This window comes from uncultured Desulfovibrio sp., from assembly GCF_944324525.1.
Taxonomy (GTDB): domain Bacteria; phylum Desulfobacterota; class Desulfovibrionia; order Desulfovibrionales; family Desulfovibrionaceae; genus Desulfovibrio.
In genome coordinates this window covers 16,296-38,567 of record NZ_CALUWS010000011.1, presented here as the reverse complement: position 1 = coordinate 38,567, position 22,272 = coordinate 16,296, and the positions used below count along the sequence as shown (strand labels likewise).

The 22,272-nt window shown below is 66.7% G+C and carries 18 protein-coding genes, 1 tRNA gene and 1 pseudogene; 9 read left to right on the top strand and 11 right to left on the bottom strand.

What is annotated here, in order from left to right:
* Nucleotides 1-249: 249 nt before the first annotated feature.
* From Q0K12_RS04620 to rfaE2, 5 genes are all read right to left on the bottom strand, one after another.
* The gene (locus tag Q0K12_RS04620) at nucleotides 250-1,197 is read right to left on the bottom strand and encodes a formate dehydrogenase accessory protein FdhE (RefSeq protein ID WP_297260593.1); all 948 of its coding nucleotides are present in this window, start codon (nucleotides 1,195-1,197) and stop codon (nucleotides 250-252) included.
* 80 nt (nucleotides 1,198-1,277) lie between these two features.
* Complete coding sequence (locus Q0K12_RS04615) at nucleotides 1,278-1,925, bottom strand: 4Fe-4S dicluster domain-containing protein (protein WP_297260592.1); 648 nt, start codon at nucleotides 1,923-1,925, stop codon at nucleotides 1,278-1,280.
* A gap of 12 nt (nucleotides 1,926-1,937) precedes the next feature.
* Nucleotides 1,938-4,970, bottom strand: a complete 3,033-nt coding sequence (gene fdnG, locus Q0K12_RS04610; RefSeq protein ID WP_297260591.1) for a formate dehydrogenase-N subunit alpha — start codon at nucleotides 4,968-4,970, stop codon at nucleotides 1,938-1,940.
* 416 nt (nucleotides 4,971-5,386) lie between these two features.
* Nucleotides 5,387-5,848, bottom strand: coding sequence for a hypothetical protein (locus Q0K12_RS04605; protein ID WP_297260590.1), 462 nt, complete (start codon nucleotides 5,846-5,848; stop codon nucleotides 5,387-5,389).
* A 28-nt stretch (nucleotides 5,849-5,876) separates the two neighbouring features.
* Nucleotides 5,877-7,352, bottom strand: a complete 1,476-nt coding sequence (rfaE2, locus tag Q0K12_RS04600) for a D-glycero-beta-D-manno-heptose 1-phosphate adenylyltransferase (RefSeq protein ID WP_297260589.1) — start codon at nucleotides 7,350-7,352, stop codon at nucleotides 5,877-5,879.
* Between the two features lie 240 nt (nucleotides 7,353-7,592).
* Between rfaE2 and Q0K12_RS04595 the strand changes: the two genes are divergently transcribed.
* The 5 genes from Q0K12_RS04595 (at nucleotide 7,593) to Q0K12_RS04575 (ending at nucleotide 13,043) form a co-directional block, all read left to right on the top strand.
* On the top strand, nucleotides 7,593-8,843 hold the full coding sequence (locus Q0K12_RS04595; RefSeq protein ID WP_297260588.1) for a hypothetical protein: 1,251 nt from the start codon (nucleotides 7,593-7,595) through the stop codon (nucleotides 8,841-8,843).
* A 91-nt stretch (nucleotides 8,844-8,934) separates the two neighbouring features.
* Nucleotides 8,935-9,930, top strand: coding sequence for an SPFH domain-containing protein (locus Q0K12_RS04590; RefSeq protein ID WP_297260587.1), 996 nt, complete (start codon nucleotides 8,935-8,937; stop codon nucleotides 9,928-9,930).
* Nucleotides 9,931-10,201: 271 nt separating this feature from the next.
* Entirely contained in the window at nucleotides 10,202-11,194 is a 993-nt protein-coding gene (locus Q0K12_RS04585) for a MoxR family ATPase (RefSeq protein WP_297260586.1), read from the top strand.
* 71 nt (nucleotides 11,195-11,265) lie between these two features.
* Nucleotides 11,266-12,579, top strand: a complete 1,314-nt coding sequence (locus tag Q0K12_RS04580; RefSeq protein ID WP_297260585.1) for a VWA-like domain-containing protein — start codon at nucleotides 11,266-11,268, stop codon at nucleotides 12,577-12,579.
* Nucleotides 12,576-13,043 carry a hypothetical protein gene (locus Q0K12_RS04575; protein WP_297260584.1) on the top strand — a complete coding sequence of 156 codons (468 nt, stop codon included), beginning with the start codon at nucleotides 12,576-12,578 and terminating at the stop codon, nucleotides 13,041-13,043. The genes Q0K12_RS04580 and Q0K12_RS04575 overlap by 4 nt, the downstream gene beginning before the upstream one ends.
* A 108-nt stretch (nucleotides 13,044-13,151) precedes the next feature.
* Here the strand turns inward: Q0K12_RS04575 and Q0K12_RS04570 are convergent, their stop codons facing one another.
* The 6 genes from Q0K12_RS04570 to Q0K12_RS04545 form a co-directional block, all read right to left on the bottom strand.
* A complete protein-coding gene (locus Q0K12_RS04570) occupies nucleotides 13,152-15,125 on the bottom strand; it encodes a glycosyltransferase (RefSeq protein ID WP_297260583.1) in 1,974 nt (657 codons plus the stop codon).
* Nucleotides 15,126-15,131: 6 nt separating this feature from the next.
* Nucleotides 15,132-16,322, bottom strand: coding sequence for an ABC transporter permease (locus Q0K12_RS04565; RefSeq protein ID WP_297260582.1), 1,191 nt, complete (start codon nucleotides 16,320-16,322; stop codon nucleotides 15,132-15,134).
* A 148-nt stretch (nucleotides 16,323-16,470) separates the two neighbouring features.
* A complete protein-coding gene (locus Q0K12_RS04560) occupies nucleotides 16,471-17,010 on the bottom strand; it encodes a hypothetical protein (RefSeq protein ID WP_297260581.1) in 540 nt (179 codons plus the stop codon).
* 115 nt (nucleotides 17,011-17,125) lie between these two features.
* Nucleotides 17,126-18,295 (bottom strand): glycosyltransferase family 2 protein, encoded by a 1,170-nt coding sequence (locus Q0K12_RS04555; protein ID WP_297260580.1) that lies wholly within the window; start codon nucleotides 18,293-18,295, stop codon nucleotides 17,126-17,128.
* Between the two features lie 2 nt (nucleotides 18,296-18,297).
* The gene (locus Q0K12_RS04550) at nucleotides 18,298-18,780 is read right to left on the bottom strand and encodes a hypothetical protein (protein ID WP_297260579.1); all 483 of its coding nucleotides are present in this window, start codon (nucleotides 18,778-18,780) and stop codon (nucleotides 18,298-18,300) included.
* Complete coding sequence (locus tag Q0K12_RS04545; RefSeq protein ID WP_297260578.1) at nucleotides 18,774-19,856, bottom strand: glycosyltransferase family 4 protein; 1,083 nt, start codon at nucleotides 19,854-19,856, stop codon at nucleotides 18,774-18,776. Before Q0K12_RS04545 ends, Q0K12_RS04550 begins: the two co-directional genes overlap by 7 nt.
* 83 nt (nucleotides 19,857-19,939) lie before the next feature.
* Here Q0K12_RS04545 and Q0K12_RS04540 point away from each other — a divergent pair, with 83 nt between their 5' ends.
* The 4 genes and pseudogenes from Q0K12_RS04540 (at nucleotide 19,940) to Q0K12_RS04525 (ending at nucleotide 22,206) form a co-directional block, all read left to right on the top strand.
* Complete coding sequence (locus tag Q0K12_RS04540) at nucleotides 19,940-20,965, top strand: hypothetical protein (protein ID WP_297260577.1); 1,026 nt, start codon at nucleotides 19,940-19,942, stop codon at nucleotides 20,963-20,965.
* Nucleotides 20,966-21,085: 120 nt separating this feature from the next.
* Nucleotides 21,086-21,379, top strand: a pseudogene (locus Q0K12_RS04535) (EamA family transporter); the annotation flags it as partial.
* Between the two features lie 41 nt (nucleotides 21,380-21,420).
* Complete coding sequence (locus Q0K12_RS12435) at nucleotides 21,421-21,891, top strand: DMT family transporter (protein ID WP_363315617.1); 471 nt, start codon at nucleotides 21,421-21,423, stop codon at nucleotides 21,889-21,891.
* Nucleotides 21,892-22,119: 228 nt separating this feature from the next.
* Nucleotides 22,120-22,206 (top strand) — tRNA-Leu (locus Q0K12_RS04525).
* Nucleotides 22,207-22,272: the final 66 nt, after the last annotated feature.

Genomic DNA, 22,272 nt, shown 5'->3' with positions numbered 1-22,272 from the left:
TTTTCTTCATGCTGCCGGGGGACGTAAAAGCCGTGCGACGGCTTGCGCGATACGGCGAACGGCACGGCCCCTGCCCCCACGGCTTGTTCACATAACTTTACCCACCATCTCAACATGCTTTCCGCATACCCCGGCATCGCCTGACAAAAGCGCGCTGGGGAAGGGATGGGGGGCCTGGGGGGAAGGGGAACCCCTCCCGCGCCGGCGGAGGGGTTCCCCTTCCCCCCACTAAACGGTAATGTGTAGGCTTTAATGCACAGTTTCTTCGGCGGCGCTCACGGCGCGTGCGGCGGCCGGGCGGGAGAGGCTGAGGGGGGATGCGCCGTCTTCCTGAGCCAGGGCGTCGAGGTGGCCCATGACGAGGGAGAGGACGTGGCCGATCTCCAGCGGCATGTCGCGGGGGCGCAGGTCGGCCTCTAAAATGTAATGGCGGCAGGTCTCGCAGACGACGGCGCGCAGATCGGGCTGTCCGTCCACAAAAATATGGCGCAGGATGCCGTTGCCTTCCGCGCCGCAGTGGGGGCAGAGGGTGCGCTTGAAGCGCCAGAGACGGGAGCAGTGGCCGCATTGCAGGTAGCGGCGGCCCTCCGTGCCGTGGATGAGGCTGATCTCGGCCCGTCCGCCGCAGTAGGGGCAGGTGGCGTCGCCGCTTTCCCGTTCGGGCCGGCCGAGCTGGGCCGCAGCACCGGCCAGCCGGGCGAGCTGTTCGGCAAAGAGGTTCACGGCATCGGCGGACAGATGGCGTTCCTTGCACCAGGTGGACAGAGCGGGCCGCTTGCGTCCCCGCCGGGCAAGGCAGAGATAGGCGGGCAGTGCGGCATCGGCGCGGATGGCCTCGCGCAGCTGCTCCCAGGCGTCCGCCACCGCGGGAAAGCCCTGCTTGAGGGCGTCCAGGAGGGGTTCGGCCCAGCGAGCGGCGCATTCCACATCCATGCCGCCTTTTCCGGCGGATGCGGCGGCCGGCGTTCCCGTTTCCGGCGTTGCGGGAGCGGGAGCGGCGGCGCGGCGGGCGGCCTCCTCGGCAAGGGCGGTCTCGCGCAGGCAGAGGACAGGGGCAAAGGCATCCAGCAGGGCCTGCTGTTCCGGGCAGGCGTCACGCAGGATGGCGATAAGGCGGGCGGTCTTGCCCGTTCCTTCAGATGCGGCGGCAGCGGCGGGCGCGGCCGTTTCGGGAGTTGCCGTGGGGCGGGAAGTCATCGTGTATCCTTGTTGCAGGGGCCGCCCTCCGCCGCCGGGGGGGAAGGGACGGGCGGAGGGCGGCCGGTGGTCAGGCGGGATCAGGCCTTGAGATGGCTGTGATAGCGGGCGGGATCATCGGTCACGATGAAGATGACCCGTACGCTGTCCGCATCCACGGCCTGAGCCTTGGGATGGGTCTTTTTCAGTTCGGTCACGCGGCGCTGCACTTCGGCCAGGATCTCGTCCCGGTCGCCGAAGACCATAGCCCCGGTGGGACAGGCCTGCACGCAGGCCGGCACCATGCCGTTGCTGATGCGGTCGATGCACATGGTGCACTTGACCATAGCGCCGGTCTCTTCGTTCTTGCGCGGCACGTTGTAGGGACAGACGCTCTGCGCGGTCTCGAAGTCGTCGTCCTTGCTCTTGGCGGTATAGACCACGGCTCCGGTGGCTTCATCGTGGATCATGCCGCCTTCCACGCTGGAACCGGCCAGACAGGGCGGTTCCACGCAATGACGGCACATGTCGCTGGTAAAGTACCAGTAGGGCTTGCCGTCCGCGCCGCGCCCGTCGGCGAAGCGCACCACCTTGTAGGTGCAGCCGTTGAAGTCCGGCGGGTTCTGGTAGGTCCCGGTCTGGGTGGTGGGGCTGGCGGGCAGCCCGTTCCACTGCTTGCAGGCCACCTGGCAACCACGGCAGCCCGTGCAGCGAGACGTATCAACAATGATGGACTTTCCGTTGCTCATCGTCATCGCTCCTTAGGCTATCTTTTCGATGTTGACCATGAAGGCCTTATACTCGGGCGTCATGCTGTTGGAGTCGCCGCAGGTGGGCGTCAGCAGGTTGGCCGAGTCGCCGCCCGGGGTCATCCAGCCGTAGTTGAAGGTCATGCCCACAAGGTGGACCTTCTTGTCGCCGCACTGGAAGGGCGTGATGCGCGGGGTGACCATGGCCACCGCTTCCACGGAACCACGGGCGGAGACCACGCGGATCTTGTCGCCGTTCTTGAGGCCGCGCTCCTTGGCAAGCTCCTCGCTCAGCTCCACGTACGCGCCGGGCTGGGCTTCCACCAGCCAGGACTGCCAGCGGGTGAGGGCCCCCGTGCACCAGTGTTCGGTACAGGAGTAGGTGGTCATCACCAGCGGGAACTTGGCCGAGGCCGAAGCATACACGTCCTTGTCGCTCTCGTAGAGGCGCAGGAGCGGCGTATTGCGCTGCTTGGAGAAGGGATGCTTCTCGAAGGGGCTTTCCACGGGTTCGTAATGTTCCGGGAAAGGCCCGTCGGCCAGCCCCGGCCCGAAGAGACAGCCCACGCCTTCCGGCCGCATGATGAAGGGCAGCTTGCCGCCCTTCTCGGCCAGCGGCGGCGGCGCGCCGTCCACCACGTCCCCTACCCACTTGCCGTCCTTCCATTCCACAAGGGCGCGCTTGGGGTTCCAGGGCTTGCCGTGGGGGTCCACCGAGGCGCGGTTGTAGATGACGCGGCGGTTGGCCGGCCAGGAATACGACCATTCGGGATAGAGCCCGAGGCCCGTGGGGTCCTTCTTGCCGCGGCGCTTCATGAGGTTCTGGCCGTCGCGGGTGAAGCTGCCGGAGCAGATCCAGTTGCCGCAGGCGGTGGAACCGTCGGCCTGGAGCAGCGCGAAGCCGGGCACGCATTCGCCCTTCTTGTAGGCCACGTTGTTGATGGTGACGTCGCGGGTGAACACGCCGTTGATGAGGCGCGCCACCTTTTCGGCGTCATAGCGGCCCTTGCCGTCCACCATGTCGGTGAAGACGCCGAGCACCGGCTCGGGGAAGACGCCGCCCTCCTTCTTGTAGAGCTCCTTCAGCTTCATCTGGATGCGGTAGATGACGTCGCCGGCGGACAGGCAGTCGCCCGGGGCCTTGGCGGCGGCATACTTCCACTGCATCCAGCGGCCGGAGTTGGCCTGGCTGCCTTCCTTCTCCACCGAGGCGGACGCCGGCAGGAGGAAGACCTCGGTACCGACCTTCTTGGGGTCCACGCCGGGCTGCTTCCAGAAGGAGGCCGTCTCGTTGTCGAAGATGTTGAAGTGCACCATCCATTCCAGCTTCTGGAGCGCGGCACGCACCTTGTTGGAATTGGGGATGCTGCAGGCCGGGTTCTGGCCGAAGCAGGAGAAGCCCTTGATGGTGCCCTTGTACATCGCGTCGAAGAGGGGCAGCACCGAGGCGTCCTGACCGTCGTCCAGCTTGGGCAGCCAGTCGAAGCCGTAGCCGGTCTCCTTGGGCGCATCGGGGAAGAAGGCCCGCATGAGACTCACGGCATACTTGTTGTAGTTGCTCTGCCAGTTGAGCGAATCCGGCTCGCCGGTGGTGCGGGCCACGGTCTTGAGATAGTTCTCGAAGGAACCGTGCCCCACGCGCGGGGCGGGCAGATAGCCCGGCAGGTTGTAGGACAGCAGGGCATGGTCCGTGGAGCCCTGCACGTTGGGTTCGCCGCGCAGGGCGTTGATGCCGCCGCCGCACACGCCGATGTTGCCCAGCAAAAGCTGGATGATGCCGAAGCAGCGGATGTTCTGCACGGCCACGGTGTGGTGCGTCTGCCCCAGGGCGTACATGATGGTGCCCGCCTTGTCCGGGCGGCCCGTGGCGGAGAAGGCTTCATAGACCTTCTTCAGATCTTCCACGGGGGTGCCCGTCACGGCGGAGACGGTCTTCATGTCGTAGCGGCTGTAGTGCTTCTTCAGCAGCTGGAAGACGCAATGCTTGTCCTTCAGGCTCTTGTCGCGCTTGAAGGTGCCGTCCGCGTTCTTTTGGTAGGCCCATGTCTTCTTGTCATACTTGCGCTTCTTGGGATCGAAGCCGGAGAACAGGCCGTCCTTGAAGCCGAAGCCCTCGTCCACGAGGAGCGGGGCATTGGTGTAGTTGACCACATAGTCCTTGAAGAACTTGTCGTTTTCAATGATGTAGTTGATCATCCCGCCCAGGAACGCGATGTCCGTGCCCGAACGCAGGGGCGCGTACAGCGAGCAGCGGGCCGACGTGCGGGTGAAGCGCGGGTCCACATGGATGACCGTCGCGCCCTTGTCCTTGGCACGCATGACCCACTTGAAGGAAATGGGATGGTTTTCGGCAGCGTTGCTGCCCTGAATAAGAATACAATCACTGTGCTGAATATCAATCCAGTGATTCGTCATCGCGCCGCGTCCGAACGACTCTGCCAGAGCCGGTACCGTGGGGCCGTGTCAGACCCGGGCCTGGTGCTCAAGATAGACCAGGCCGAGCGAACGGGCGAAGGCGGCGATGTTCCAGCACTCCTCGCTGTCGATGTTGGAGCTGCCCATATGGGCGACGGTTTCCAGACGGTTGACCACCGCGCCGTCCTTGTTCTTCACCATGAAGGAGGCGTCGCGCTCCTTCTTGATGTGGGCGGCGATGCGGCTGATGGCGAAATCCCAGTCCTTTTCTTCCCACTTGTCGGCATGGGGCGCGCGGTACAGCACCTTGGTCAGACGGTGGGGGTTGGCCTCCGTGGTCTGATAGATGCCCGCGCCCTTGGCGCAGAGGGAACCTTCATTGACCGGATGTTCCGGGTCGCCTTCGATATTGATGATCTTGCCGGTGCTCTTGTCCGTGCTGCAGATAAGGCCGCAGCCCACGGCGCAGTAGCAGCAGATACTGGTGGTCTGCGCGGCGCTCTTCACCTTGTCGATCTTCTTCAGTTCCTGCGCCATGCCTTCCACGGGCATGAGGCTCAGGCCCAGCCCGGAAAGCATGATCCCGGCGCCAAGCCCGCAGGAAAGCTTGAGAAACGATCTTCTCTTCATGGATGACTCCTCGTAGGCGCATGGCGACCGCCCCGGCAGATCCGGGGCTGGGAATTCGCCATACTGCGAACCAATCCTATCACCCTGCCACCGCTGGCGCAAGACGGCGGCCGCACAATATGGGTCCTCCTCATGCGCGTCGGGTCTGCCATTTTGACCTTCGCCGCCGCCCTTTTTGCGCTCATGGCGAACGAGAAAGGCCCCTTTTCGCGCCTACAGCCCATCTGGACTTGCCGGATGACCATTTTCCCTCTGCCGGGAAGTCGTCACATTTTTTTCAAAAAGCGTGCGTTCTTGCCGCCTGCTTCAGAAGGGCCGGCAGGGCCGGGAAAGATCGTGTGCGGCAGAGCCCGGCGGGGTGCCGGGCGTGGTCGGGGGGAGTTGCCCCCTCCGGCTGCCGGGGCCGGGAAGCGGCATCAACGCCGGAATCGCCAGTACTTGCAGCCCATGATGAGGCCCTCCTTGTCGACGGTTGTGTTGAACACCGTGATGTAGCGCACCCTGCTGTCCGACAGCGTACGGTCAAAGGGCAGCTTATCGACATTGGCGGACACCTTCTCGTCATAATATTCGTAGTAGGCGTAGAGGCGCGTGTTTTCGTCCAGCTGCTTGTAGTCGTCGTTCGGCCAAGTGTAGGGCGCCCCCCGGTATCTGCCGCTGACGCAGGCATCTATCCGCTTTTGCACGTTCGCGTGGTTTATGCCGAACTGGGAGCGCATATTTGCGGGCATCCAGAGGGTGAAGCCGTCCTCGGGATCCTCGTAGTTTTCCGGAAAGCGGCCGAACAGGCCGCGTTCCTTGCCCAGCGGCAAAGAGCAGGAGCTGAGCGGCAGAAGCAGCAGACAGAGCAGACAGAGCAAAAGGATATTTTTCGACATTTTCTTCCCCTCCTGTCAATCGGCCCGGTTACGCAGGATCATGCGGCCCCTGCGTCTTTTCCGGCCCACCCATGCGCCGCACCAGGCCGGAGGTGCTGCATCCGTCCACGAGGCTGGCCAGATGCACCGTGCCGCCGTAGGCCAGCACCTCGTCCGCGCCCACCACGGTCTGCAAGTTGTAGTCGCTGCCCTTGACCAGCACATCGGGCCGCAGAGCGCGGATGAGCTCCAGCGGCGTGTCCTCGTCAAAAAGGATGACAGCATCCACGCCCTTGAGCTGGGCCATGACCAGCGCCCGGCTCTGCTCGTCCTGCACGGGCCGCGACGGCCCCTTGAGCCGCCGTACCGAGGCGTCGCTGTTGAGGGCCACCACCAGCCGGTTGCCCAGATCGGCGCACTGCTGGATAAGGGAGATATGCCCGGGATGGATGAGGTCGAAACAGCCGTTGGTGAAGACGATGCGCTCCCCCTTGCGCCGCCAGTCCTCCACCTTCTCCCGCAGGGTGGACAGGCTGTAGAGGCGCGGGTTGGCGTCATACTGGCGCAGGGCCATGCGCAGCTCCTCAAGGCTTATGGGAGCCGTGCCCAGTTTGCCCACGGCCACCCCGGCGGCGGTATTGGCCAGGCGCGCGGCCTCCTCCCAGCCCATGCCCGAGGCCACCCCGGCGGCCAGCACGGCCAGCGCCGTGTCCCCCGCGCCGGAAACGTCCGCCACCTCGCGCGTATGCGCCCGGATGAAGCAGGGCTCCTGCCCCTCGCCAAAGAGCGCCATGCCCTTGGCCCCGCGCGTCAGCAACAGATGCTCCAGCCCCCAGCGGCGGCACTGGGCAAGCGCCGTCTCGGCGAGTTCCTCGCGCCCGGCGGGCAGCGCCCCGGCCACGTCCGCCAGCTCGGCCGCATTGGGCGTCAGGCAGTGCGCGCCCTCGTAACGGCTCCAGTCCCGCCCCTTGGGGTCCACCAGCACCCGCATGCCCCGCTCCCGCGCCGTGCGGACGAGACGGCGGCACAGGCCGTCCATGCCCCGGTGGCCCGCGCCGTCCAGCAGCGCGCCCTTGCCGTAATCGGAGAGCACCAGCACCGAGCAGCCCTCCAGCAGCGGTTCGATACGCTGCCGGAAGTCCTCCACGACGGCGGCGTCCGGCGCATCGCGCACTTCCTCATCCAGCCGCAAGAGCTGCTGTCCTTGCGCCATGATGCGCGTCTTGCAGGTGGTAGGACGCCGCGGCAGCGCGCAGAGGGCATGCTCCACGCCTTCGGCATCCAGCAGCCGCCGCAGGGAATCGGCGGCCGCGTCCGTGCCGCAAAGGCCGGCCAGCCGCGTGCGCACGCCCAGACGGGCCAGGTTGCGCGCCACGTTGGCCGCGCCGCCGGGGACCTCCCAGCGGCTTTCGACGCGGGCCACCGGGATGGGGGCCTCCGGCGAGATACGCTCCACCGTGGCGCTGACGTAACGATCCAGCATGACATCGCCCACGACCAGAATCCGCACTGAACTGAAATCCATCTTGCCTGCCTTTTCTGTAGAGATCATGCGGCTCGACGCTATCCGTTTCCCGCCTGCGAGGCAAGCGACGAGGACGGACGGCGGCTGCCCGGCGGGACGCGCGGGGGCATCCGGCTTTTGCTCGATTTTTTCCCGCATATCCGGCATAATTATGCCGCGTTCGCGCGTTTTCCGCGAAACCACAGGCCGTAGGTTTGCAACGCGAAGCCTTTCAAACGGAAAATGTTCAGGAGGACAGGCTTGACGACGGTACGCCCGCTTTCCTGCCCGCACTGCGGCGGCAAGGAATTTTCCTTCCCGGACAAGGGGCGCTGCCGCTGCCTCGCCTGCCGGTCGGAATTTTTGCTGGACGAGACGCCCAACCCGTCCCCGGCACGGCCTTCCGGCGGAGCGGGGCCGCGTCGTCTGGCGGCCCTCTGCTTCCTGCTCCTGCTCCTTGCCGGCCTGCTCTATGCGCTGGCTCCCGCGCCCGCCCCGCAGCCGGCGTCCCAGCCTGCCCGGCAGAGGGCGGCGACGCCCGCCGTCACCTATGAGCTCCAGCAGCTCGCGCTGGCGGCCGATCCGACCCGCGACGGCGCGCCGCTTGTGCTGCGCGTGCGGGGCGACCTCGGCCAAAAAGGCCCGGCGGGCTATGTGGCCGACTGCTATGATCCCCGTACGCAAGCCTGGTCGGAGGAAACGCAGCGCCTTCAGGACGCTGTGGGGAAAAATGCCCGGGAGATCCGCTTTCAGGCCATGTCCGACGGCAGCCTCTTCCTTGTGCTGGACAAAAGCCGCCTTTTCTCCTTTGACTTTGCCGCGCGGCAGTGGGTGGACGCCCGCCCTCTGCTGGAGCGTCAGCCCCGGCTGGCGGGAGGCGTCGTGCAGATCGAGACCGGCTATGCCAATGAAGGCGACGCCCTGCGCGTCATGACCGCCGACGGCACGCGGCGCTACTTCTATCCCGCCGTCGATCTGGCCCCCACTTACGACGAACTGAGGCGGATGGTGGCCGATTACCGGCATCCTCAGGCCGAGCGGCGGCACGGCTTCACCTTTGCCCGCAAAGGGGCCGGGACTTCCGGCCCGCAGCAGCTCATCCGTTATGCCTTTCTGGACAACAAGACCGGCCCCCGGCTCTTCGGCGGCTATCTGGAGTGGGACGGCGAGGGACAGGCGCGGCACGTCAAGCGTCATGCCCACATCTTCCGGCAGGCCCATCTGGAAGCGACGGACTTCTTCACGCCGGACCGCGTGTACTATCGGGCTTCCGTGGCCTGGGCGGACAAGGAGGACCTGCTCATCCGCTTTCATCCCACGCCGCATCCCGATGCGCCCTCCCTGCTCCAAAGCCTTGATCCTGAGGACGGCGCAATACGCTGGACCCTGCAGGGCAACTTTGACGGCGAGCTCGTCAAGACGGCGGACGGGTTCTATCTCCTGCAGGGCGCGAAGCTTTTCCGGATAAGCGAGGGACGGCGGCCCCTTGCCGAACCGCAGCGTCTTTTCTGATCCGCTCCCGGTGGATGCGGACAGCGACACATGCGCCCGCCGCCCGGCAACACCGACGCAGCATACGCCAACCAACACAGCAGAGACATCTATGGGACTCAGGGACATGCTCAAACGGCAGATGCGTTCCGTCCTCCAGTGGCAGGACGACGACCCGGACACCCTTTTCCAGCTCCTGCCCACGCCGGGCGATGAAATAAAACATGCCTCCCGGCTCATCGTCGGCCCGGCGCAGGGCTGTCTGCTCGTTTATGAGGGCAGGATCGTGGACGCCATCACCGAGCAGACCACCCTGTCCCTCAAAACGGACAATCACCCCTTTCTGACCACGCTCGCCAGTCTGCCGACCCTTTTTGAAAGTCCGCACAAGGTGCAGCTCTATTTTTACCGCACCACGCTTTTTCCGGGCCTGCGCTGGGGCACGGCCCAGCCTGTGCGCTACCTTGATCCCGTCTACCGGCTGCCGCTGGGAGTCGGTATGAACGGAACCTACAGCCTGCGGCTGGCGGACGCCCGGACGGCCTTCCTCCGTCTGTGCGCCGGAGAACGCCGCGTCACCATCAGCCGCATCAAGACCGTGCTCGACGCGCAGCTCCCCCAGTCCATCGCCGCGACGCTGGCGGGAGCGGCATATTCCTGCACCGATATCGACAGTCGCCTTGACGAGCTCGGCGCGCGCATCCACGAACGCCTTGCCAGGCTTGCCGGGGAGTACGGCCTTGCCGTGCCGGAATTCGCCGTCAACGGCAGCATCCTTGACCGGGAGAGCCGGGAACGGCTGGAGACGGTCTTTGCCATGCGCGCCCGGCAGCAGGCCGCCGAGGAAGTCCACCTGAGCTATGAGCGCCTGCAGCAGCTCGAAGCCATGCGGGATGCCGCCCGCTCGGAAAACGGGCTGGCCGGCGCAGGGCTGCAACTCGGAACCGGGCTGGACCTGGCCGCACGGCTCCTTGCGCCCGCCGCCTCCCCCGCGGCGGCGGACGATCTGACCGAACGCCTGCGCCTGCTCCATCAGCTGCGGGAGCAGGAGCTCATCAGTCAGGAAGACTTCGAGGAGCGCAAGCGCGCCCTGCTTGCGCGCATTTGAAGTTCAGAGCCTGCCGGCTTGCCTTGCGCCGCTTCGGCCGCAGGGCCGCTCGCGCCTGTCCACTCACGAAATGCGGGTCGAACCAACTGCCCCCTGACCCGGCGGGGCATCCCTGGTGGGGAGCGGCTTTCCCCTGCCTGCGTACCGGCGCCGTCTTCCTTCCCGGAAAACAGGGGATGCCGCTCTCCCGGAAGGAAGCGCCGGGACTTGACGGAACTCTTTTTATGAGAGATAAATGAAAAAGATTTTCATTTCCATAAAAGGAGATCGCATGACACCAAGCCGAGTGCTTGCAGCATTGGATACCCTGCTTGCCATCCGCCAACCCGTCTTCCTCTGGGGGCCGCCCGGCGTGGGCAAAAGTCAGCTCGTGGCGCAGGCCGCCGAACGCAAGGGCATGGCGCTGCGGGATATCCGCGCCGTGCTGCTCGATCCGGTGGATCTGCGGGGCCTGCCCCGCATCGACGGCGACGGCAGAACCTGCTGGTGTGCCCCCGCCTTTCTGCCCGGCCCGCAGGACGAAGCCGAGGGCGTCCTTTTTCTGGACGAACTCAATGCCGCGCCTCCCCTGGTGCAGACGGCCTGCTACCAGCTCATTCTTGACCGCCGCATCGGCGAATACCGCCTGCCGGACGGCTGGCGCGTTGTCGCCGCGGGCAACCGGGAAAGCGATCGTGCCGTCGTCTACCGTCTGCCGACGGCACTGGCCAATCGTATGGTGCATCTTGAGGTGGAGGCGCATACCGGCGACTGGCTCGCCTGGGCGGAAAACAACGGCATCCGCCCGGAGATACGCGCCTTTTTGCGCTTCAGGCCCCGGCTGCTGCACACCGCCGCCCCGCAGAGCGACGAGGCGGCCTTTGCCTCACCCCGCTCCTGGGCCTTTGCCTCACGCATCCTCGAAGCCGCACCGGAACAGGAACTTGCCGCCGATCTGCTGCGCGGCACGCTGGGGGAAGGCGTCAGTGCCGAGCTGCTGGGCTATCTGGAACGCCGCCACCAGCTGCCCAGCCCGGAAGGCATCCTTGCCGCCCCGCACAGTGCCCCCGTACCGGACGATCCCGCGGATCTTTGCGCCGTGTGCGATATGCTGGCGGAATACGTCCGGCCGGAAGACATGGAAGCCGTGGCAGGCTATGCCGAACGCCTGCCCGCCGAATACGGCATCCTGCTCATGCGGGATGCCGCCCGGCGCGATCCGCGCATAGTTGAGGGCGCGCCCTTTGCCCGCTGGGCGCAGCATCATGCCGAGGCGCTGCTGTGAATCCTCCCGCCACCCCTGATGCCGGGACAGTTCCGCAGCGGGAGGCCCTACGCCGGGAAGCCGAAACGGCCATGAGCCGCGCCCGCAGCGCACTGCTCCTGCGCGAGCCGTTTTTCGGCTGGCTGGCCATGCGCCTGCGCCTCCAGGCTGACGAATCCTGCGCCCAGCTCTGGACAGACGGAAAGACCATCGGCTTCCACCCGGCCTTTGCCGCCACCCTGCCCCCGGACAAACTGCTCGGCGCGCTGGCCCACGAAGTGCTGCACCTGGCCTGCGGGCACCATGTCCGACGCGGCGGACGGGATGTCGCGCTCTGGAATGAAGCTTGCGACGTGGTGGTCAATGCGCTTCTGCTGGAGGCAGGCTTTCGCCTGCCGGAGGGCTTCGTGCAGCGTCCGGCCCTCGCCGGGCAGTCCGCCGATGCCGTTTATGCCGTCCTGCGGCAGGAGCGGGGCACCCCCGGAACCGGTCTTGCGGGGCAGGATCGAGCGGGGAGCGCCGATGCCTCGCGGCAAGAACAGCGGGAACGCACGGCCGAATCCGGTAGCGCTCGCCCTCGTGAAGGGCAGTCTCCGCAAAAACAGCGGATGGAAGATGGCCCGATAAGCGGCAAGGGCCGTCCCGCCAGGAAGCGCAGGCGGTGCGAACGGGAACCGGTACCGGTCTTCAGCGGTGAAGTCCGCGATGCGCCCGCCCTGCGCGATTCCCCGGAAGCAGATGCGGAGGCGGATCTGCGGCGTCAGGTGGAACGAGACGTGCGGGAAGCCCTGCGGCGTGCCCGCCATGCCGGACGCATCCCAGCGGGTTTCGCGCGGCTCTGGCATCGGGAAGGCGCAGGACAAACGGACTGGGCAGCACTCTTGCGGCGTTTCGTGGCCCAGTGCGCGGAAAACGACTTCAGCTGGTGCATGCCCAACCGCCGCTTCCTGCACACGGGCTGCTACCTGCCGGGCCGCCGGGATGTACGTATTCCCTGTCTGGTCGTGGCGCTGGACTGCTCCGGCTCCGTGGACGCTGAGACCCTTTCGGCCTTCATGCGCGAACTGGAACAGGCTCTCCTGCCCTATGATGCGGAAGCCGTCGTCCTCTGTCACGACTGCCGCATCCAGTCCGTCGTTCGCGGACAGGGGCGGGACGTCCTGCGCCGGATACAGCTCCGGGGCGGCGGAGGGACAGACTACCGCCCGGTGGGCCGCTGGCTGGAAGAGCAGGGAGTGCGCCCGGCCTGCCTGCTTTGGTTCACGGATATGGAGTGCGACCTCTTTCCCCCGGAGCCGCCCTGCCCGACCCTCTGGCTGGTCTGGGGCGACAACGACCGACAACCGCCGTTCGGACAGCGCGCCAGCCTCACCCCTCCTGCCCCGTCACTGGAGAAGATCGCATGAAACTGCTCTGGCATATCGAAAAGAAGCGCGGTAATTTTCGCCCTGTCCTGACCTATCGCGTGGAGCTGGACGACTGGGAACGCGAGCTGGCCACCCCGGCGCTGCGCATCGCCTCCAGCATCCCCGAACCGGTACGCTCCTGGCAAGACCACTGCTACCCCGGCGAGCTGGAACGCGGCGACGAACCGCCGACGGGCTGCTATCCGCTGGAGATACCTCCGCACAAGGGACGCTTCGGCAGCACATCCCTGCGCCTGCCCTGGCGGGCGGACAACCGTTACCCGGAAGTGGAAGCCTCCTTCGAGGCGTTGCGCGAAGCGTACGAAACCGCACTGGCTGCGGCACGCGCCAGCGAACCCATGAACGAGCGAGGCAGCCTGCGTCTGAGCGGGGCCAGCCTGCGGGCGGCCGCACCGGCCATACTGGCTGCCCGCCTGCTGGGGGACGCTGGCGCAGCTCGCTGAAGCCCGGATAGCGGATGCGGCAAAAACATACGGCAAAAAACGACAGCCCGTCCTCGGGGACGGGCTGTTTTTTTTCAAGAAAGGGAAAGGACTGATCGTCGCCACGCCTCAGGCCCTGCCGCCCTTTGACGCCCCATGCTTTCGCACGGCCGACAACACCAGCTCCTTGAGGCGCGCTTCCGAGCCTTCCGCATCCAGCAGGATGGGGATACGGCGGAAGGCCTCGCCGCCGAGGCGTTTGCGTTCTTCCGGACGGGCCGCCAGCGCCAGCAGCGCCTTGCCCAGGGCCTCCGCATCTTCGGACGGCACCAGCACGCCGCTCTCCCCGTCCCGCACGGCCTCCCGGATGCCCGGCAGGTCCGCCGCCACCACGGCGCAGCCAAAGGCCATGGCCTCGGTCAGGGCGGACGGCAGACCGTCCTGATCCCCGGTGCGCGTCACCCGCGCGGGGGCCACGAAAATATCGGCCCGCCGGTAGAGGTCGGGCATGTTCTCATGCGGCACCTGCCCCGGGAAGAGCACGCACTTGCGCAGCCCCAGCCGCCAGGCCTGCCACTTGAGACGGCGGCGCAGCGGCCCCGTCCCCACGATGCGCAGCTCGAAGTCTATGCCCTGCCGCCGCAGCTGCACGCAGGCCCGCAAGAGGACGTCAAAGCCCTTGCGGGCGCAGAGGGTCCCCACGGCCAGCAGGCGCAACGGCTCCTTGCCCCCTGTGGGCGGCAGGGAGATATCCTCGTCGGGCGGCGTCAGCGTCAGCGGATCGCGCAGCAGCACCAGCCGCTCCGGCGGCACTTCCGGCAGGAGTTCGTGCAGACGCCGCCGCGTCTCCTCGGTGTCGCAGGTCACGAAGGCCGCGTCCCGCGCCTTGACCGCCCAGTCCCTGCCGGGCTGCACCATGTCCGCCGTACGCACCGCAAAGGCAAAGGGCAGACCCAGCAGGCGGGAAGCGATCCAGGCGGCCGTGGCCGGCCCGTGCGCTCCTGCCGCGTAAAGGAAATCGAGTCCGTCCTCCTCGCCCCAGCGGGCCATCATGGCCCCGCAGTCCATCGCCCAGAGATGGGCCCAGCGACGCCCCGGCGTCACGGGAAGGGATTTGCGCAGCGGCTCCCAGGGCGGCGAGTTGCGCCGCCGGAAAGAGTGCACGGCCCGTACCACGGCAGGCAGACGCCACTTGCCCACCCGCCGCACCGGCAACGGCAGGGCATAGCCCTGGGCATCCCCCAGCAGGCTGCCGCCGCGGATGCCGTAGATGCGCGACAAGAGGCCCGCCGCGTGCATGCGGTGCGCCTCTTCCATGAGGCAGCGCCCGGACGGCTCGGGAAAGGTCTCGGCCAGCAGCGCGCCGCGCACCACAGGCTTGACGCCTTCGAGCAGATTGACGCCCAGCGTCACGGATGCGGGGGAAAAGTCCCGGCGGCGGCAATTGAGGATGCCTTCATCCAGCGTGTACACGCTGTCGCAGAAATCCGCCATCTTGGGGTCATGGGTCACCATGATCATGGCCACGCCGCCGGAATGGCAGAGCGTGCGGAAATTGTCCATCACCACCCGGCTGGTCCTGGCGTCCAGCGCGCCGGTAGGTTCGTCGGCCAGCAGAATCTTGGGATTGTTGACCATGGCGCGGGCGATGGCCACGCGCTGCTGTTCGCCGCCGGAAAGACGATTGCTGCGGTAATGGACCCGCGCCGAGAGCCGCACGAGATCCAGCGCCCGGATGACGCGTCCCCAGCGTTCCGACGGCGGGACTTTTTCATAGATCAGGGGGAACTCGACGTTCTCGAACACGGTGGAGTGCTCGAAAAGGTTGCTGGCCTGCATGACGAAGCCCATATTGCCCCGCCGGAAAGCCGCCGTCTGTTCGCGGTCGAACTCCAGCACGTTCCGGCCGAGGATCTCCAGCGTCCCGGCATCGGGCGCGTGCAGCATGCCGAGCACATGCAGCATGGTGGACTTGCCGCAGCCGGAAGGGCCCATGATGGCCACCAGTTCCCCGGCCTCCACCTCGATGTTGACGCCCCGCAGCACGGGCGAGAAGCCCGCATAGCACTTGTACAGGTCCTTGGCGATAATGACAGGAGGCATACGCACCTACTCGAAACGCAACGCCGAGACCACATCCATGCGGCTGGCCTGAATGGCGGGATACAAACCACCCGCCACACCGATGATGGCGGAAAAGATGATGCTGCCGAGACTGCTGGCCAGCAGCAGCGTATAGGAAATGCTGGTTTGCAGCGCCAGCGCGCCGATCTCCACGGCCAGCGTCCCCACGACGATCCCCAGAACGCCGCCCGCCACGGACTTGACCAGCGCCTCGGCAAGGAACTGGGCCAGGATGTCCGTGTCCGAGCCGCCCATGGCCTTCTTCAGGCCCACTTCGCGCGTGCGGGCGCGCACGGCGGCGAAGGTGCCGTACCAGATGCCGAAACCGCCCAGCATGAGCGAGGCCACGATGCCCAGCCAGAGCAGCGCCTCCACCCACATGAACGTCACCTGGATGCGTTCGAGCTGATCGTCCTGCGTGGCGCAGACCAGATACGGCGCATCCTGATGCTCGCGCACCACCTTGGGCAGCTGGCGCACCACGGGGGCCACGTCTTCCCAGCCTATGGCGCGCACGAAGAGACGCCCCACATTGCCGTGGCCCCAGCCGCGGTCGCTCATGGTGGTATAGGGCAGGAAGCCCCCCTCGCCCCAGGAGCCCAGCATGACCCCGGTCACCACGCCGACGACTTCAAACACATCCTGCCCCAGCACGAGCAGCTTGCCCACGGCCTGCCGGGGATCGCCGTACAGATCCTGCGCCCCTTCGCGGCCCAGCATGCAGACGCGCTTGCGCTGCCGGACATCCTCCTCGGTAAGGAGTCGCCCGGCCACGAGTTCCAGGGAATAGGTCGGCGCAAAGAACTCATCCACGCCGATGAAGGAAAAACGAAGGTTGCGCTCATCCTTGCCGAGCAGAGGGAAGACCACGTTCATCCGCAGGTTCTGGCTGACCATGCCCACGCCGGGGATGTTGCGGATGGCCTCGACGGTATCGGGATAGAATTCGCGCCGCGGCTGGCCGGGATATTGTTCATCGTCCATGTAGACGCGGATGATGTTCACCCCGCCCATGAGCACCATATCCTGCCCAACCTTGTACCGGATTTCCTGCCCCAGCACCGAAAGGGCGATAAAGGCCGTGATGCCCAGCGCGATGGACAGGATGACGCCGAAACCGCGCTGGCGCACCACCTGCCGCACGCTGACGCGGCAAAGATCGGACATGGTGATCATGGATGTATCTGGACCTCCCGGGATAACGTCCCAGTATGTATATTAGCTTGCGGGGAAAAAACTGTCAAAGGGCATGGCGCGGCCAGCCGCGGCGACCGGATGCCCCCGTCATCCTGCCGTTCATCCGGCCGTCCGGCGGGGCACTTGCTCACGCGCATCGCGCACGCCGCGACAGCCGCCAGGCCGCGAACAGGCCCAGCTCCATCCAGAGAAGGGTCTCCGGCAGAAGAAAAAGAAGAAAAGCATCGTGCACGCCTGACGGATATTCCCTCCATATGCTCGGGATGAGCAGGTAAAGACCCGTCCCCCTGAACAGGCCCGTCAGGATGACCACGCCCGCCAGCAGCGGAAAACCGCCCCGCACCCAGCGCAGCAAGGGAAACAGACATGCCCCGTCGGCCGCATACAGGCTAAGGAGGATGAGCAGCAGGCTGAGCCCCTGCCCCAGGCCCAGCCGACTGTAAAAAATGGCTATCCCCACCGGGATGATCGACAGGCGGGAGTGCATGCTCTCCGCCAGCAGGGCCAGCAGGCAGACCGCCGCCCGCGCAAGAGGAGGCGACAGGTCAGCCGCGCCGGAAGGCTCTTCCCCGGTCCGTGTTATCGGGAAACCTCCAGAGTGTTCGCGCTGCCGGCCGACGGCCGCCGCAAGAACGCGCCCGGCCCACAGGGGACAACGCGGCAGCACGGCCTGCAAGCCGGGAACGGCCAGTCGATGGGCAGGCCAAGGATGCGGGGCAGGACGGCATCCACCCTATCCCCCCTATCCCCTGATGCAGGCCTGTTTGCTCCGCCATGCCCGTTCAACGCCGCATGGCGCGCACGCGGCCGCCCTCCCCGACTTCATACCAGATGCCGTGCCAGAGGATGCCCTGCGCCCGGAGCGTGCGCGCATAGACCCAGGCGAACATGCCCGCGCTGAGCGCGAAGGACAGCAGCCAGCGCCAGAGGGGCTGCGCGCTCCCGGCAAGGCCCCGCCAGTGGCCCATGGCCGCCGTCAGCCCGATCAGATAGAGGAAGGCCACGGCCACGCAGCCCGTGGAGGCCAGCCCCGTAAGCCCTCCCAGCAGGGACAGCACGGCCATGAGCGGCGGCAGGGCCATCACCGCGCAGAGCACGCCCAGCAGCCGCCACTGCGACGGCACGCAGAACTTGAGGAAAAGCACTTGCCGGTCCATCCAGGCCCGCCAGACGTCCAGCCGGTGGGCGGCGGCCTCCGTGCGCAGGAGCGCGCCGGGGCAGAGTTTCACCGTCACGCCCCGCGCGGGCAGCACGCCGGCCAGCGAGCAGTCGTCCACCACATTGCCGGCCCAGAGCGCGCCCACCTGATGCCGCTCGAAAGCCTGGCGGCTGATGCACATGGCCCCGCCCCAGGGCTGGGTGAACTGCCGCGCCAGCCCCTGCAAATAGCGCATGAGCTGCACGCAGAGCGCATAGGCCATCGTCACCGGGCCATTGTCGCGGGGGAGCACCTGATGATAACCGGTGCTGAACTCCGCCTCGCCGCGAGCCACCGGCGCCACCAGCCGCCGCACGAAGTCCGGCCCGGCCACATGGGTACTGTCGCAGAAGACGTAGACCTCCGCCGCCGTCCCCACGGCCGCCACCCCGGCAAGACTGTTGTGGTTCTTCTGTCCGCAGCCGTGGGCCTCCCCGGCCACCACATGCCGCAGGGCGGGATAGCGGGCCTGCAGGCTCTTGATCAGCCGCACAGCGGGATCCGTCTCCGAGGCGGTCACCACCACGGGCAGCAGGCGCGGATAGTCCTGCTCCAGCAGGGTCTCCAGCGCCTCTTCCATGCGGGGATCCTCCCCGGCGGCGGGGATGATGAGCGCGGCGGACGGCCAGTCATCCTCATGGGCAAGGCCGAAGATGGCCGCCTTTTCCTCGCGGGCCAGCCGTTCGCCCACCTGTCCCAGCCAGATCAAAAGGCCGCACTGCAGGACGGCCAGCAGCAGAAAGATCTCCCACATATCTACTCCTTGCGCACACGCCAGCCGTCCGCGGGGACAGGGGCGCAGTCTTCCGTCACGGGCACGTCAGGGGTGCGCCGTGCCTCGATGGCAAATGAAAGGCCGCTTTTCAGCCGCAGGGTGCCGCTTGCCTGACCGTCATCCATGAGCCTGCCCGTAAAATGATGCCCGGAGGAAGGATGCCGGGCCTCCACCCGTCCCTTTCGCACGGAGCCTTCCAGATGGTACACGTCCACCTGGCCGCCGCGCGTCCGCAGCAGGGCCGCGCCACGCAGCCTGCCGCGCGCATTGATGCAGACGGTGGCCCGAAAGTCGGAAGACAGCACCGAGCCTTCCCAAAGCTCCGTCACCTCGCCGGGCACGGGAGGCACGGCCCGCTGTCCGGTCGTGCCCTGGCCCGCCCAGAGCGGACGCGGCGACCAGAATACCCCCAGCAGAAGAAGGGCCGCCAGCCCCTTGCCCGAAACGCCGGCACGCCTCAGCATGCGATCCCCTCCGTCAGCCGTTCAAACAAGGCCTCATGCGCGGCGACCATGCGCGCGAAGGAGAAGTCCCGCAGCACACGCTCCCGTCCGGCCTGTCCCAGCCGGTCGCCCAGCGGCGGATCCTCCAGCAGGCGGCAGATATGCCGCGCCAGCGCCGCATCGTCGCCCGGCTCGCACAAAAAACCATTCTCCCCGTCCGTGATCAGCCGGGGGATGCCGCCTACGGCCGTGGCGCAGAGCGGCAGACCGCAGGACATGGCCTCCAGCAGCACGTTGGGCTGCCCCTCGCGAATGGACGACAGGACAAAAAGGCGCGCCTGCGCGTACTCCTCCCGCACGTCCGGACGTCCGGGCACGAATTCCACGCGCTTTCCGGCAGGATGCGCGGCGGCCCACTGGCGCAGTCGCTGTTCCTCCGGCCCGTCGCCCACCAGCCGCAGCAGGGCTTCGGGATGCCGCTCCAGCACGCGCGCAAAGGCCCGCAGCAGGGTCGGATGATCCTTGTCCCCGGCCAGCCGCGCCACGCAGAGCAGCCGCGGCGGCCGCGCGGATACCGGCGCGTCAGGCGCGCGAAAGACGTCCGTATCGACCCCGTTGGGCACATAGCTCAGACGTGCGGACGGCACGCCAAGCCCGCCCAGGACATCCCGCAGCGCCTCGGAATTGCAGACGATATGCCGCGCCAGACGCCAGAGGAAGCGCTCATGCTGCCGCTTGGGCCCGCCGCCGCCGCGCACCGTGCCCAGCACGGGCAGGCCCAGCGCCCGGCCCCAGAGGCGGCCCCAGATATTGGGCAGGGCCGTGCAGGGCACGAGGACGTCAGGCCGCAGGCGGCGCAGCGCCCCTCCGAGACGTGCGAAAAAAAACGGCGCAAGGCGGCGGTCCCGCCCCAGGTTATGCACGTCGATGCCCGCCTGCCGGGCCAGACCGTCCAGATCCGTCGGGCCGGTGAGGGTCAGCATGAGGGGCGCAAAGCGGCTGCGGTCCAGCCGCGCGGCAAGTTCGAGCATCTGCCGCTGCGTACCGCCGTAGCAGAGGTCTTCCAGAAGAAAAAGGATTCGCATGACGTGAGCCATGCCGCATATTCCCGTATTCGGCCCGCTTTGGCAAGGGTCAGGCCGGCATTGCCAGCCGTCCGGAAAAGAACTACAAGCAGGACATGATCGAACCATCCCCCGCCTCCTCTTCGCCGGACGCCGCGCCAAACGCCGGCGACAAAGCGCCCCTGCGCGTCATCGTCAGCCTTGACGTGGAAGAAGAGGGGCTGTTTTCCGGGCAGTACGCCGCCACCAACTGCGGCGTGCGCAATGTGGCGCTGCTGCCGCTGCTTGCGCCCATCTCCGATGAGCTGGGCTTCCCGCTCACGCTGTTCTGCGCCCATACGGTCTTTGCCGATGCCGCCTGTTGCCGTGTGCTGGAGACCATGCGCGACCGTCATGGGGCGGAGATCGCCGCCCACCTGCACCACTGGAGCACGCCGCCCCTGGATGACGCGCCGCCCGCCGCAGGGCCGCCGCCGCGTACGGACAGGCTGCCGCGGGAGCTTTTGCGCCGCCGCCTGCGGACGCTGCTCGACGAAGGCGCGCGCTTCAACGGCGCGCCGCTGACGAGCTTCCGCATGGGGCGCTGGGATCTCAAGAAGAGCGTACGGCCCCTGCTGGCCGAGGCGGGCATCACGTTGGACAGTTCCGTCTGCCCCCTGCGCCGCTTTGCCGATGGCGCGGATCATTTCCTGGCTCCGGCGGATCCCTACTGGGTGGAAGGCCACGAGGACACCCGTCTGCTGGAAGCGCCCATCACCCAGATCCCGCTGCTGCGTCCCCTGCCCCGCCTCTGGCACGGTCTGTCGCCGCAACGCCGTCTGGACAGCTTCCACTTCTGGGGGGCCCTCAGCGCCAATCCCTTCTGGCACGGCCCGCAGGCCATGCGCTGGGCCGTCCGCCTGCATCAGGCCCGTGGCGGACGCGTGCTGAGCCTGTTCTGGCATTCTTCGGAAATGCTGCCCGGCGGCTCGCCGCACATGCCCGATGAGCGGGCGGCGCGCGCCTTTCGCGAACGCATGTTCGCCTTTTTCCGCTGGCTGCGGGATACGTTCACGGTTCAGGGCTGCACGGCCGCCGGCCTCCGGGCCGAGGCGGACAGCCTCTCCTTTCCTCCTCGTCCTGACGGCCCCGGCGACTGGTAGGCCCTGCCCCCAGCCGGGACGCTCCGTCTCCCTTGCTGCATCATAAACGACCTCTCACCCTCCTCTTCCTCGGCAAGCGGCTATTTCTGGATCATCCTTACGGCCTTCTTCTGGTCGCTGGTGGGCGTGCTCTCCAAGGTCTGCATGGCCGAGGGCGTCACGCCGCTGGAGACCGCCTTCTGGCGGGCGGCCTTCGGTCTGCTCTTCTTTCTGGGACACACCCTCTTCACCCGCCAGATAGCCGTCCCCCCGCGTGTGGCGGCGAACTTCATCCTTTTCGGCGTCTGGGGCATCGGCGTGTTCTATTCCGTCACCCAGTACGCCATCAAGCTCAGCGGCGCGGCCATGGCCGTCGTCCTCATGTACACCGCGCCCATCTGGGTGGCCGTCATATCGCGCTTCCTCTTTGGCGAGACCATCTCCGGACGCAAGCTGGGCGCCATCGGCGTGGCCCTGTGCGGCACGGCGCTGGTCTGCTTTTCCGGCGGCAGCCTGCCGGGGCAGCACTCCTGGGTAGGCATCGCCTGCGGCATCATCATCGGCATGAGCTATGCCTCCCACTACCCCTTCTACCGCTGGTGGCAGGACCGCTACAGCACGGCCACCATCTACTTTTATTCGCTTGTGGGGGCCTCGTGGCCCTGTATCTGGTGTCTCCCGTCCATTTCAGCCATTCGCCGCATGTCTGGCTCTGCCTCGCCCTGCTGGGGGCCTGCACGAGCTACTTCGCCTATCTGTGCTACGGGCTGGCCCTCAAGCGCATCGGCCTTGTGCGGGCGGCGGTGACCTGTTATCTCGAGCCCGTCCTCAGCACGTTCTGGGTCTGGCTGTTCTGGCAGGAAAGCTTTACGCTCATGGGCTGGTTGGGCAGCATCCTTGTGCTGGGGGCCGTCCTGCTGCTGTCGCTGGACAAGGCGAAGGACTGACGCGGCCCGCGCCGGCCGCAGGCAGTGCTTGACTTTTATCCTCTTTTCGGAAAATATGGACAAGTTCGCCCTGTTAAAGCATTTTGCCTTGGCAAAAGGCGAGGCGGCGGTACAGTGCCGCCCTGCCCAACGTGAGCGGAAAACCGTATTTTTTCCGTGAAACGATACGCCGTATGCCTTGGAACGCTTCGCGTTTCACACGGAAAATGCTCCGGAGGCGCACTCCCTGCCGGGATGGTGGAATTGGTAAACGCAGCGGACTCAAAATCCGCCGGTGGCAACACCTTGCGAGTTCAAGTCTCGCTCCCGGTACCAGAAAGACAGGCGGTCACGACGGCGTGGCCGCCTTTTTTCATGCTCGACGGGCTGCGGCTGCCGCCC